General features: G+C 40.6%; 13 protein-coding genes. 12 read left to right on the top strand and 1 reads right to left on the bottom strand.

Annotation, left to right across the window (positions count from 1 at the left end):
- Nucleotides 1–29 precede the first annotated feature (29 nt).
- From JN11_RS01400 to JN11_RS01450, 12 genes are all read left to right on the top strand, one after another.
- Nucleotides 30–515, top strand: a complete 486-nt coding sequence (locus tag JN11_RS01400) for a hypothetical protein (RefSeq protein WP_144908899.1) — start codon at nt 30–32, stop codon at nt 513–515.
- 109 nt (nt 516–624) lie between these two features.
- Complete coding sequence (locus tag JN11_RS01405; protein WP_144908901.1) at nt 625–1,203, top strand: hypothetical protein; 579 nt, start codon at nt 625–627, stop codon at nt 1,201–1,203.
- A gap of 101 nt (nt 1,204–1,304) precedes the next feature.
- A complete protein-coding gene (locus JN11_RS24310) occupies nt 1,305–1,475 on the top strand; it encodes a hypothetical protein (protein WP_170227670.1) in 171 nt (56 codons plus the stop codon).
- 295 nt (nt 1,476–1,770) lie between these two features.
- Nucleotides 1,771–3,252: a glycine--tRNA ligase gene (locus JN11_RS01410; RefSeq protein ID WP_144908903.1), complete on the top strand. Its 1,482-nt coding sequence runs from the start codon at nt 1,771–1,773 to the stop codon at nt 3,250–3,252.
- Nucleotides 3,253–3,494: 242 nt separating this feature from the next.
- Nucleotides 3,495–4,193, top strand: a complete 699-nt coding sequence (radC, locus tag JN11_RS01415) for a RadC family protein (protein ID WP_144908905.1) — start codon at nt 3,495–3,497, stop codon at nt 4,191–4,193.
- Nucleotides 4,194–4,314: 121 nt separating this feature from the next.
- Nucleotides 4,315–4,542, top strand: a complete 228-nt coding sequence (locus JN11_RS01420; protein WP_144908907.1) for a hypothetical protein — start codon at nt 4,315–4,317, stop codon at nt 4,540–4,542.
- Nucleotides 4,543–4,921: 379 nt separating this feature from the next.
- Nucleotides 4,922–7,321 (top strand): phenylalanine--tRNA ligase subunit beta, encoded by a 2,400-nt coding sequence (pheT, locus tag JN11_RS01425; protein ID WP_144908909.1) that lies wholly within the window; start codon nt 4,922–4,924, stop codon nt 7,319–7,321.
- 141 nt (nt 7,322–7,462) lie between these two features.
- Entirely contained in the window at nt 7,463–7,750 is a 288-nt protein-coding gene (locus tag JN11_RS01430) for a hypothetical protein (RefSeq protein WP_144908911.1), read from the top strand.
- Between the two features lie 21 nt (nt 7,751–7,771).
- Complete coding sequence (locus JN11_RS01435; RefSeq protein ID WP_144908913.1) at nt 7,772–8,065, top strand: cell division protein ZapA; 294 nt, start codon at nt 7,772–7,774, stop codon at nt 8,063–8,065.
- Between the two features lie 220 nt (nt 8,066–8,285).
- Nucleotides 8,286–9,851, top strand: coding sequence for a ribonuclease Y (gene rny / locus JN11_RS01440; RefSeq protein WP_144908915.1), 1,566 nt, complete (start codon nt 8,286–8,288; stop codon nt 9,849–9,851).
- Nucleotides 9,852–9,963: 112 nt separating this feature from the next.
- On the top strand, nt 9,964–10,479 hold the full coding sequence (locus JN11_RS01445) for an Mpo1 family 2-hydroxy fatty acid dioxygenase (RefSeq protein ID WP_144908917.1): 516 nt from the start codon (nt 9,964–9,966) through the stop codon (nt 10,477–10,479).
- A gap of 107 nt (nt 10,480–10,586) precedes the next feature.
- A complete protein-coding gene (locus JN11_RS01450) occupies nt 10,587–11,087 on the top strand; it encodes a hypothetical protein (protein WP_144908919.1) in 501 nt (166 codons plus the stop codon).
- Here the strand turns inward: JN11_RS01450 and JN11_RS01455 are convergent.
- Nucleotides 11,082–12,836, bottom strand: coding sequence for a lysophospholipid acyltransferase family protein (locus JN11_RS01455; RefSeq protein WP_144908920.1), 1,755 nt, complete (start codon nt 12,834–12,836; stop codon nt 11,082–11,084). The two genes, JN11_RS01450 and JN11_RS01455, sit on opposite strands and share 6 nt — an antisense overlap.
- Between the last annotated feature and the right edge of the window lie 19 nt (nt 12,837–12,855).

Consider the following 12,855-nt stretch of genomic DNA (forward strand, 5'->3'; position numbering starts at 1 on the left):
TTGGGTTCCTGTTAAACTACAAACCTTACATGAAATCAGACCGAACGAAAAAGATAGCTTTTATTTTTATTACAGTGATAATGTCGTTGGTTGCCATTGATTGTCTGCTAACCCAACCTGCAAATGAACAAAATATTACTACGGTTAAAGGTCATTTTAAAGCGATTGAGGTGGGCGTTGCTAAAGGAGATACTTCCTATTGTTTATACATCAATGAAAATCAAACTAATTATAAAATCTCAGCCGATTGGTCAGGTTGTTTTCAATATCATAATTTTATCAACAACGTTAAGCAGGGGGATGAGCTTACTGTTTCTTTTAAAATCGAACACTTTTTAGGTTTGTTTAACTCCATCAGGGCTGTATCTGTTGTTGCAGGTGATAACACTTTTATGAGCGTTGATTGTGTAAACTTTAAGATAGAAGATAATAGATTTAAAATGCCATTAATGTGCCTTTTAGTAATAGCATTTATATGGGGCTACTGGTTTTTAAGAGGTACTAAATTGAAATAGTTTGTCCGGTCGTCCGGAGTACCTGTACCTGAGAACGGACGGACAAATTCTTTGTAATAAATACCTTTCTATTAGCTTTACAGCATCTTTACTTTATCAATAAGTTTCAATGAAAAGGAAAATATCCATTTGTTTATTAATTTCTTTAATCATAATGTCATGCCAGCATACCAAAAAGGAATTGCCAATTGTGAAAATAAGGAAACGAAAAACTGAATCAGTTACAGGTGATACAACTAAAATACTGATGAGTAGAACCTATTTGCACGTATTTTCAGATCCGATGAAACCTGATACATTTAAGATTAGCTTAATCGGAAGCTCTATAAATAAGGCAAAATTTCTATTTGAAATAGTTTCTGTCAATAATGGAAAAGTTTATTCTGAAAAGGATGACGCCAGTGATTTATTAGGCGATCTTGATGATATGACGGTGAAACAAAACGAAGACACTATTCGTGTTCGATTTGATAACTTTCTCAGCGCTGATGTTTTTTTTAAACCAGCATTAGATAAACCAAAGGCAACGGCAATTGATACTGATTATGTTGATTTAAAAACCCAAATTGATATCAGCTCAGATTCAACTGCTGTTGGCTTTTCTTACAACATGGGGTATGAAAGTAATTTTGAGATAGCCTATTCAAAAAGCCAAAAGAAAACTGTAATATGCTTTGCGAGTGACTAATATAAATAGTTTATAATGCTAAATTATAAAAATACCCCTTCCTTACCCACTTACTTATCAATGTAAAGGACGGCTGTTGTTATAGTGGCTTAAAATGGGGGATGTATTTAGCGGTTGGCTATACTAACAAAGTTAGCAAAAATAATATTCATTTGCAACAAAAAGGTGTAGTATTTTTTATGCTGATAGGTTTGGCTTTAAATAGTTTGTCCGCTTGTTCGGGCTTGCACCTTACCGGACGAACGGACAAAAAATTAACAAAAGAAGTATAACTCACCATCCCGTCATTGCGAAGAATGAAGCAATCTATAAGCTCTGCAAATCAACAGAGACAAATTTGGTTAGATAAATAATGCCGTACTGCTGATTGTCCTCAGTAGAGATGGCTTCGTTCCTCGCCAAGACGCGGGTTGGTTTTGTCCGCTTGTCCGGGAGTGCACCTTATCGAACAAGCGGACAAAATACTTTACCTGCATTGCCCATAAAGCATCAGCCTAAACATCTTCCTAACTTCTTTTAAAACTTCTCCTTTTGCACTTTCCTGTTAAAAACTATCTTTGCCTCATTATGAGCAAATCAACCGACGAACTTTTTAAGAATGTTATCTCGCACGCAAAAGAATATGGCTTTGTTTTCCAGTCAAGCGAAATTTATGATGGTTTAAGTGCTGTTTATGATTACGGGCAATTTGGCTCGGAGTTAAAAAACAACATCAAAACCTACTGGTGGAAAGCAATGGTTCAAATGCACGAGAACATTGTGGGTATTGATTCGGCCATATTTATGCACCCGAAGATTTGGAAAGCCAGTGGCCACGTTGATGGTTTCAGCGATCCGATGATTGATAACAAGGACAGCAAAAAACGCTATCGTGCTGATCAGTTACTGGAAGATAAGATTGCCCGCTACGATAAAGACGGCAAAACCGATAAGGCCGAAGAGCTACAGATAGAAATGGACACCGCCCTTAAAAATGAGGACCTTGCCCGCTTAAAAGAGTTAATATTAGAACACGAAATAGCCGACCCGGTTAGCGGTACCCGCAACTGGACCGATGTGCGCCAGTTTAACCTGATGTTTAGCACCCAGATGGGCGCCGTGGCCGATGATGCCGATGTGGTTTACCTTCGCCCGGAAACTGCTCAGGGTATATTTGTAAACTACCTTAACGTGCAAAAATCAGGCAGGATGAAAATTCCTTTCGGTATTGCGCAAATAGGTAAGGCTTTCCGTAATGAGGTAATTGCCCGCCAGTTTATTATCCGCATGCGTGAGTTTGAGCAAATGGAGATGCAATACTTTGTTCGCCCTGGCACACAGAAAGAGTGGTTTAACAAATGGAAAGAAACCCGCCTAAAATGGCACCTGGCACTGGGTACCGACGCTGCCAAATACCGCTACCACGAACATACCAAGCTGGCCCATTATGCCGATGCTGCTTATGATATTGAGTTTGATTTCCCATTCGGCTTTAAAGAGGTTGAAGGTATCCATAGCCGTACCGATTTTGATTTAAGTCAGCACCAGAAGTTTTCGGGCAAAAAGATGCAGTACTTTGATCCGGAGATAGACCAGGCAACCGAAAAGCCTTACGGTAACTATATCCCTTACGTTATCGAAACTTCGATAGGGTTAGACAGGATGTTTTTACTAACGATGATCAACGCTTTTGAAGAAGAGGACCTGAGCACCGAAGAAAAACAGGATAGCCGTACCGTACTGAAGCTTCATCCTTGTTTGGCACCAGTAAAAGCAGCCATATTCCCGCTGATTAAAAAAGACGGATTGCCGGAAAAGGCACGCGAAATAATGGACAAGCTGAAGCTGGATTTTAACCTGCAATACGAAGAGAAAGACGCTATTGGTAAGCGTTATCGCCGTCAGGATGCTATTGGTACACCTTTCTGCATCACGGTTGACCATCAAACACTGGAAGACGATACCGTAACCATCCGCTACCGCGATACCATGCAACAGGAACGCGTAAACGCCGCCGACCTCGAAAAAATAATCGGCGACCAGGTAAGCTGGAAGAATTTGTTGGGGTAGAAGGATATTCATACTATGGCTTTACCCTCTTTATCGCTCGCGATAGAGAGGGTGGTCCAGCGTAGCGTAGACCGGGTGAGTTGAATATGCGCGCGATATCGACGTCAATGCATTGGCGTATGGACTCACCCCGACATTGCTTCGCTCGTCGTCCCTCTCTCAGGCAAGCCGCAAAGAGGGAAAGTATATTAATGACTTACCTAACACCTTAACACATTTGATTTTTTTCCTAACTTAATCCCGTGAATTCATACGAAACCAAAATCGGCATAAAATCATGGGCAGAGGAAGACCGTCCGCGTGAGAAACTGAGCGCACAGGGCAGGCGGGCCTTAACCGATGCTGAGTTGATTGCCATTTTAATAGGTTCGGGCAGCAGGGATGAAACAGCGGTTGAGCTGAGCAAACGCATCCTGCATCATTATGATAACGATTTAAATAAGCTCGGCAAGGCATCCATTAACGAACTATCCAACTTTAAAGGTATCGGCGAAGCCAAAGCCATCTCCATCATTGCCGCATTAGAAATAGGCCGCAGAAGAAACGATTTTGAAACCAAACCCGCAGATGTAATCGGTAGCAGCCGCGATGCATACAACATTATGCGCAGGCATTTGGTTGATTTAAATCACGAAGAATTCTGGATCATATTAACAGGCAGATCGCAAAAGGTATTGACCAAAGAGCTGGTGAGCAAGGGCGGATTATCAGAAACAGTGGTTGATCCTAAAATCATCTTCGGCATGGCATTACAGCATCAGGCAAGCGGAATTATCCTCATCCATAATCATCCTTCGGGCAGTTTAAAACCCAGTCAGAATGATATTCATCTTACTAAAAGACTAGCCGACGCAGGCAAAATACTGGGCATCAATATCCTCGATCATTTAATCATCAGCGATACCGGTTACCTGAGTTTTGGCGATGAAGGGATTATTTAAGGTTGAGTAATTGGATGATTAGCACAGCGGTAATATTTTAGTCATTTACGTTAGCCCTTTGTCTTTTTACCAAACAAAGTGCTTAGCTTTATAGTTATCATCAAACAAAAAAACAAAAGCCATGATCATACCAGACAACCAGATTCCATACGACGACGAAGATAAGTCAGAAGCTGACGATCAGCAAAGCCAGAAAGATATCCATGCCAGCGGATTGGAGGATGCTCCCGAAGCTGGGGACACGGTTGATTACGCTGATCCTGATAAATTGAAACAGGCCTATGATGCCTCAGAATCATCATATACCCTGAACTTAGATAATATCAGCAAGAAAAAAACTGACGAATAAAGATAAGCAGATGTCACCCTGAAAAGCCCCACCTAAATCCTCCCCGGTAGAGAGGACTTAAAAAATAAGCGCGGGTGAAGCTAAAGTCTCCCTTACCGGGGGAGATTTAGAGGGGGCTATTATGCGCTTTAAACTTAATGACATTGCATGCTTCGAGTGCCTCAGCATGACACCTCACTTTTATTGGTTACCAAAATATTGTCCGTTCGTCCGGATGGCAACGCATCAGGAAGCGGACGGACATTTAACAGGAGTGCTTTCTAATTCCGAAATCGAACTTCCGACTTCCGAAATCTTCGTAATAGCACCTGCTAAATCCGAAATCCAACTTACCACTTCCGAAATCTTTATATCTTTGCCGGATTATCGTACTGCAATAATGAAGATATCTTATAATTGGCTCAAAGAATTTATTGAAACTGATAAAACTCCCGAAGAAATTTCCAAAATATTAACCGGTACCGGTTTGGAAGTGGAAAGTCTGGAAAAAGTTCAAACCATACCCGGCGGATTAGAGGGCCTGGTAATTGGTTATGTTAAAGAATGCATTGATCACCCTAACTCTGATCATTTACATATCACCAAAGTTGATGTAGGTACCGGTACAGATTTGCAGGTAGTATGCGGTGCAACAAACGTAGCTGCCGGTCAAAAAGTAGTGGTGGCAACTGTGGGCACAACCGTGCATCCGCTAACCGGCGAACCTTTTAAAATCAACAAATCAAAAATTCGTGGTGAAGCATCTGAAGGGATGATTTGTGCCGAAGATGAAATTGGTTTAGGAAGCAGTCACGAAGGGATTATGGTGCTTGCTGAAGATGCCCTTGTAGGCACACCAGCCAAAGAATATTTTAAAGTAAACGACGATTATCTTTACGAAATAGGCCTAACCCCTAACCGTGCCGATGCGGCTTCGCACCTGGGTACTGCCAGAGATATTGCTGCTTTCCTGAAAATTGCAGTTAAAAGACCGGATGTATCTGCTTTTAAGGTTGATGATGCCAGCCGTACCATTAAGGTAGTGGTTGAGAACGAACAGGCAAGCCCAAGATACTCCGGGTTAACCATATCAGGTATTGAAGTTAAAGAGTCTCCTAAATGGCTTAAAGAGCGTTTGGCGGTAATAGGTATCCGCAGCATTAATAATATTGTGGATGTTACCAATTATGTGCTGCATGATTTGGGTCAGCCCCTGCATGCTTTTGATGCCGATGCTATAAAAGGTGGTACCGTAATAGTAAAAAACGTTGCAGAAGGCACTTTATTTAAAACTTTGGATGATGTAGAGCGCAAACTCTCTGCCGATGATCTGATGATTTGTGATGCCGAAGAACCGATGTGTATAGCAGGCGTTTTTGGCGGAGCAAAATCAGGCGTTAAAGAAAGTACTCAAGCTATCTTTTTGGAGAGTGCTTATTTCAACGCGGTTGCGGTGCGTAAAACATCCAAGCGTCATGGCTTAAAAACGGATGCCTCTTTCAGGTTTGAGCGTGGTACCGATCCGGATATGACTGTTTTTGCCTTAAAACGTGCAGCTTTACTAATTCAGGAGGTAGCAGGTGGTAAAATAACATCTGAAATTTTTGACCATTACCCTGCACCGGTAGCACCTTTCGAGATAGAGGTTACCTACAAAAACATCCACAGGTTAATAGGCAAAGAGATTCCTCACGGCGAAATGAAAGGCATTATTGAGGCCCTGGATATTGAGGTAGTTGGCGAAACAGGCGAAGGTTTATCGTTAAAAGTACCTCCATACCGTGTTGACATTACCCGCGAGGTAGATATTGTGGAAGAGATATTGCGTATTTACGGTTACAACAACATCGAGATCCCTACACAGGTAAGGGCATCGTTAAATAACTCCAACAGACCGGAGAAAGATAACGTGCAGAACCTGATCTCTGACTTGCTTACCGCGAATGGTTTTAACGAAATCATGTCGAACTCGCTAACCAAATCGGCTTACTCTTCCGATCTGGATAAGGCAGTGAAAATATTGAACCCGCTAAGCGGCGATCTGGATGTAATGCGTCAAACTTTATTGTATTCAGGCCTGGAAGCTGTTGCCTACAATCAAAACCGCAGAAATGCCGATTTGAAGATGTACGAGTTTGGCAAGGTGTATGAGCTAGACGAAGAGAAGTATAAGGAAACACAACGCTTTGCTATCTTTTTATCAGGAGCAGATAAAGCCGAGCAATGGAATCAAAAGGCTAAACAGGTTTCTTTTTATACCCTGAAAGCTATTGTCGACGGCTTGCTAAGCAAACTAAACATTACTGATGCAGTACTGGAAGATGCCACCTGTAAAAAGCTTGCTTACGGCTTACAATACAAAAAGAATAACAAGCAGCTGGTTAAATTTGGTGCGGTTGCCAAAGAGGCCCTGAAACTGGCAGATGTTGACAAAGAGGTTTTTTATGCCGATTTTAATTTCGACCTGATTTTAACTTTGGTGAGGAAGAATAAAATTGTTTACGAAGAGATTTCAAAATATCCGGCAGTGCGCAGAGATTTGTCAATGCTGATTGATCAGTCGGTTACTTTTGCACAGTTAAAGCAGATAGCACTTAGAACAGAAAGAAAGCTGTTACAGGATGTGAATGTGTTTGATGTTTACCAGGGTGATAAACTTCCGGCAGGTAAAAAATCATACGCCTTAAGCTTTATTTTGCAGGACAGTGAAAAAACGCTGACAGACAAAGCCATTGACAGCATTGTGCAAAAGCTGATTTATAATTTAAGTAAAGAAGCAGGAGCGGAGATAAGGAAGTAGTTGATTTAAGGCGATGATGAAGTGCTTGATTGAGTTTTAATATTAATTTAATATATTTCAGCTCAAAAAAGATTAAAAAAATAACACAAAAAGCAGTCGGGCTTAATACAAAAAATCCGGCAAAAATCAATTAAAATAAAAATGTCCTTAGCAGAGCAGTTAGATAAGATTGTAGACAGAACAGAGCGCCTAATAGAGCTCTGTGCGGCTTTGCAGGAGGAAAATGACCTTTTAAAATTAGAGAGCGAAGCACTGACGGTGGCTCTTGATGCGAGTAAAAACAAGACCAAAGAACTGGAAGAAAAGCTGCGCGCCTTGAAAATGGCGAAATCTTTTTCAGAAACAAGTGAAAAAAGTTTTGATATAAAGCAAAAAATTAACGAATTTGTGCAAGAAATTGATAAGTGCATTGTATTATTAAAAAAATAGTACAGAAAGTGAAAAGCTCAAATGGGAGAAATCTCTATAAAAATAAATATTGCTGACAGAGTTTACCCCTTAAAGGTGAACATGGAAGAGGAAGAAATAATACGCAGGGCAGCCAAACTAATTAATGACCGGATAAAAGAATATCAGGAAAATTATGCGGTAAGGGATAAGCAGGATTTGCTTTCGATGTGTGTGTTGCATTACGCAACGTCATCATTAAAGGCTGATATGAAAGTTACAACTGAGGATACGGAAGTAGCTGAAAAGGTTTACCAACTGGATTATTTATTGACAGATTTTTTTTCAAAGCAATAACGTTCTTTACATATAACAAGAGCAATTAAGATTTAACCGCAGTTAAATTTTAAGTTTCACTATTAAAAACTTAACGCTTCAATATTAGCGGATCAAAGCGGCGTGGCGTTATCCTGCAGGGTAATGGTAAACCGTGATTCCATATCCGAAATGAAGTTTTTAAATACATGAGACTTAGAAGTTTAGTTGCGGTTTTTTTATTTATACCAAATTATAAACGATGAATTCAATATTATATTTAATTATAGGCGTGCTTATAGGCGGCCTCCCGGGAGTGCTCGTAGGGCGCTTTTTACTCCGGAAACTATTTAAAGACCAGGAAGTATCTGCTCAAAATAAAGTGAAAAAGATTTTAAAGGATGCTGAGGTAAATGCCGAGATCCTTAAAAAGAATAAGCTGCTGGAAGCAAAAGAGAAGTTTTTGCAAATGAAGGCTGAGCATGAGCAGGAAATAAATACCAAAAACAATGCCATCAATCAGCGTGAAAACGGTGTTAAGCAAAAAGAGCAATCGCTTAACTCTCGTTTGGAAAACATGAACCGTAAGGAGAGTGAGATCGACAATGTTCGCAAGAACCTGGAACGCCAAACCGAGATTGTGGTTAAGAAACAAGAAGAAGTTGAGATACTGAAAAACTCACACGTACAGCAATTGGAAACCATTGCAGGCTTATCAGCCGAGGATGCAAAGAACCAATTGGTAGATACCTTACGTGAGGAAGCCCGCAGCAAGGCAATGATACAAATTAAGGATATTGTTGACGAAGCCAAGCTTACAGCAACCAAAGAGGCTAAGAAAATAGTTATCCAAACCATTCAGCGTACTGCTACTGAAAGCGCTATTGAAAACACGGTTTCTATTTTCAATATTGAAAATGATGAGATAAAGGGCCGTATCATTGGTCGTGAGGGAAGGAATATCCGTGCACTGGAAGCAGCAACAGGAATTGAGATTATTGTTGATGATACCCCAGAAGCTATTATCCTTTCAGGTTTTGATCCGGTTAGGCGTGAAATTGCCCGTTTGGCCATGCACCGCCTGGTAACGGACGGACGCATACACCCGGCACGTATTGAAGAGGTGGTTGCCAAAACCAAAAAGCAAATTGAAGAAGAAATTGTTGAAATAGGTGAGCGTACCGTAATTGATTTAGGTATCAATGGCCTGCATCCGGAACTGATCCGTATGGTTGGTCGTATGCGTTACCGTTCATCATACGGACAAAACCTTTTACAGCACTCGCGTGAGGTGGCTAACTTCTGCGCTACCATGGCTGCCGAATTAGGATTGAATGTGAAACTGGCTAAACGTGCAGGCTTACTGCATGATATTGGTAAGGTGCCTGATGATAACCCTGAATTGCCACACGCAATTTTAGGTATGCAATTGGCCGAGAAATATAAAGAGCATCCGGAAGTATGCAACGCCATCGGTGCTCACCACGATGAAATAGAAATGACTTCTATGTTATCACCGATTATACAGGTATGTGATGCTATTTCAGGCGCAAGGCCAGGTGCAAGGCGTGAGGTTGTAGAAAGTTATATCAAACGTTTAAAAGAGCTTGAGGAGCTTGCTTTATCATACCCTGGTGTTGAAAAAACATTCGCTATTCAGGCTGGTCGTGAGTTGCGTGTAGTGGTTGAGAGTGAGAAGATAAGCGATGCACAGTCAGAAGTATTGGCTGCAGATATATCAAACCGTATACAAACAGAAATGACCTATCCGGGACAGATTAAGGTAACCGTAATAAGGGAAACCAGGTCTGTTGCGTTTGCAAAATAAAAAAAGTTAAAGAAAGGGGTGTCACCCTGAGGTACTCGAAGGGTTTGTGCAGAGCATTTGCCAGCATACTTTGGATACTTCAGTATGACACCCTTATTTAATAAATACTAGTATGAAGTCCCAATCCCCAACGGCAGCCGAAAAACGCCCGGTTGATATTTACTTTGATAAATATGCCGAGAGCCATCAGAATCATACCAATAAAACCATCCATTGGATATGTGTTCCGTTAATTGTTTTTAGTTTGCTGGGCTTGGTATGGGCCATACCTTTTCCTTATCTTAAATTTTTAGGTAGTTATAACGGTTTCTTTAATTGGGCATCGTTTTTAATTGCATTCAGCATTTATTTCTACTACAAGCTTTCTCCTGTTTTATCTTATCTCATGCTGCTGATCATTTTTGCCTTCTGTTATGGAATAATGGAGCTGGATGCTATTCAAAAAGCAGGTGGCCCTGCGTTATGGTTGGTTTGCCTGGTTTTATTTGTAGTCTCATGGATCGGACAATTTATTGGCCATAAAATAGAAGGTAAGAAACCTTCGTTTCTGGATGATCTTAAGTTTTTACTTATCGGGCCAATCTGGCTGCTGCATTTTATACTGAAAAAAGTTAAGCTAAAGTATTAAGCAGATACGACGATAAAGCCTAAAAGAATAGGACTCTAAATAGTTAAACGGTAAAGTACTTTGCAAATTACTGTATCACTATAGGCCATATTTTCGTATAAGGGCATATGAAAATTAAAGCAGGAATCTTTTCTATTCTTATCGTGATATTATTTGGTTGCAGTAAAGACGGTTTAGTAATGAACGGTACAATAACCAATTGTCCTAATAATAGCACCTGCTCTTATCAATATTATGAAAATGCTGATTATACAAATGTATACAAGCTTACAAGTGGGCAAAACAGGGTTTTTGTTTACAAAAGTGTAGATAGTGCTATGTGTAATGCCCTTACCTCTATGTATTTTAAGGCAGATATGGGCAGCAGTAGTTTTGAAATTACCGCAAAGCAGATTATTTTGGCCCAGGTTGCCAGTGCTAGCCTTATATGTTCCTGCTGCAACAGTGTGGGCTATATAAACCCAATAGGCGGAGATATAAGGGGAACGAAAAAAAACAGCACGGCATGGCTCATAAATGCCGAAATAATAGAGGGTGATGCAAACGGCAAGCCAATTGATACCGTGGTAGTCAATCAATACTTTACCTTGTCATCAGCCCCTTTATAGGTTTTTTCCAAGCTTATCCAAAATATCCTGTGGTACTTTTTCCAGGTCAAGCACCAGGAATCCATCCAGGCAATCAGCAAACTTCGGATCGATGTTGAAGCAGATGATTTTGGCATTCAAAGCAATGTACTGACGTAACAGCACCGGTACTTTCATGCTCCGGGTTTCTACTTCTGATATCAGGTTATCCAATCCTTTAAAGCTATCTTCACCGGCCATCAGCAGGTCGGTATCAATGCTGGCAAAATCAACCTTAAATTTCTTACGTGGTTTTACATACTGCGCCATTTCATGGTCAAAATGGTTACGGTTGATATAGTCAACAATAAGTGATTTAGAGAAATTGGAGAACGAATTGCTGATGCTTACCGGGCCAATTAAATAGCGGTAGCGCGGGTTATCAATCAGGTATTTTAAAATGCCCTTCCAAAGTAAGAATAAAGGCAATGGTTTTTGCTGATATTCCTTACGGATCCATGAGCGGCCAAGCTCAATGCTCTTTTTCAGTACAGGTGTAAACTGCGTTTTGATTTTGAATAATTCGGATATGTAAAATCCTTTTTTACCAACGCTGTAAAATATCTCATCGCCCAGGCCTAAACGGTAGGCGCCCACAATCATTTTGGCATCAACATCCCATATAAACAGGTGATGATAGTAAATGTCGTACTCATCCAAATCAGATGCCTTATTGGTACCTTCACCAATTTCGCGGAAGGTTAATTCCCTTAAGCGGCCAATTTCACGAATTACATTGGGGATCAGTGAGGTTGGTGTTATAAACACCTCGTAATTCTTTTCAACCCAAATGCGGTAATCTTCGCGTAGCGGTTCAATATCTTTTTCCAGTAAGGCAGTACCGGTTTCAGGTGCAATTGCTTCCGGCAGTTTTTTTATTTTAAACAGGTTACGGGGGTTAAAGATTTTTTTCTCTTCTTCTAATCCGGTGCCTAAAGCATAGGTACGTGCCCTTAAGTAGTTGAGTAGTTTAGTATTGTTGTTATAATCTGGTATTTCCTGAACGTTAATAGGTTTGCCTATGCGAAGCTTAATAGTATGGCCCTGTTTGTTAAATAATTCTGATGGTAATTTGGCCGTACGCAGTGCAGGGTGTATTAAGCTAAGCAGGTTGAAAATTAAACCATTGTTGCCATGAAAATAAATAGGCACCACCGGAACCTTTGCTTTCGCGATGATTTTGCCTACTACCGGGTGCCACATCCGGTCGGTTACTTCTTTTTTATCAATTTTAAAGGTAGAAACCTCGCCTGCCGGGAAAATACCAATTGGTGTACCGTTTGCCAGCAGCTCCAGTGTGTTTTTTAAACCACTGATACTGGAAGAATGTTCCACATTTTCGAACGGGTTTACCGCAATGAAATAATCACTCAGATTAGGGATCTTTTTTAGCAGAAAGTTAGCCATTAGTTTGGCATCGGGCCTGGCCATGCAAAGTATTTTTAACAATACCATTCCCTCAATACCACCATAAGGGTGATTGGCTATGGCTATAAAGCTGCCGTTAGCCGGCAGGTTTTTTAACTCTCTTTCATCAAACTCAATGTCAATACCGCATCCCTCTAAAATAGCATCCACAAAATCAGGACCTTGTTTGGGTTGTGCCTGGGCAAACAGTTCGTTTACCTGGTTAATTTTCATCAGCTCCATCAATAAAGCTGCCAGACCTGGCATTTTTAATTTATCCAGTTTTGTAGCTTTGGCAAACTCTTCGGTGGTAATTACTTTCATCCTTATATAAAAAATAAAC

Source organism: Mucilaginibacter frigoritolerans (assembly GCF_007830615.1).
GTDB classification, from domain to species: domain Bacteria; phylum Bacteroidota; class Bacteroidia; order Sphingobacteriales; family Sphingobacteriaceae; genus Mucilaginibacter; species Mucilaginibacter frigoritolerans.

Coding starts and splice junctions, on each gene's coding strand:
- JN11_RS01435 (WP_144908913.1), top strand. CDS start 7,772: ATGGGAGAAATCTCTATAAAAATAAATATTGCTGACAGAGTTTACCCC.
- JN11_RS01455 (WP_144908920.1), bottom strand. CDS start 12,836: ATGAAAGTAATTACCACCGAAGAGTTTGCCAAAGCTACAAAACTGGAT.
- JN11_RS01420 (WP_144908907.1), top strand. CDS start 4,315: ATGATCATACCAGACAACCAGATTCCATACGACGACGAAGATAAGTCA.
- JN11_RS01445 (WP_144908917.1), top strand. CDS start 9,964: ATGAAGTCCCAATCCCCAACGGCAGCCGAAAAACGCCCGGTTGATATT.
- JN11_RS01405 (WP_144908901.1), top strand. CDS start 625: ATGAAAAGGAAAATATCCATTTGTTTATTAATTTCTTTAATCATAATG.
- JN11_RS01400 (WP_144908899.1), top strand. CDS start 30: ATGAAATCAGACCGAACGAAAAAGATAGCTTTTATTTTTATTACAGTG.
- JN11_RS24310 (WP_170227670.1), top strand. CDS start 1,305: ATGTATTTAGCGGTTGGCTATACTAACAAAGTTAGCAAAAATAATATT.
- JN11_RS01430 (WP_144908911.1), top strand. CDS start 7,463: ATGTCCTTAGCAGAGCAGTTAGATAAGATTGTAGACAGAACAGAGCGC.
- JN11_RS01410 (WP_144908903.1), top strand. CDS start 1,771: ATGAGCAAATCAACCGACGAACTTTTTAAGAATGTTATCTCGCACGCA.
- rny (WP_144908915.1), top strand. CDS start 8,286: ATGAATTCAATATTATATTTAATTATAGGCGTGCTTATAGGCGGCCTC.
- JN11_RS01450 (WP_144908919.1), top strand. CDS start 10,587: ATGAAAATTAAAGCAGGAATCTTTTCTATTCTTATCGTGATATTATTT.
- pheT (WP_144908909.1), top strand. CDS start 4,922: ATGAAGATATCTTATAATTGGCTCAAAGAATTTATTGAAACTGATAAA.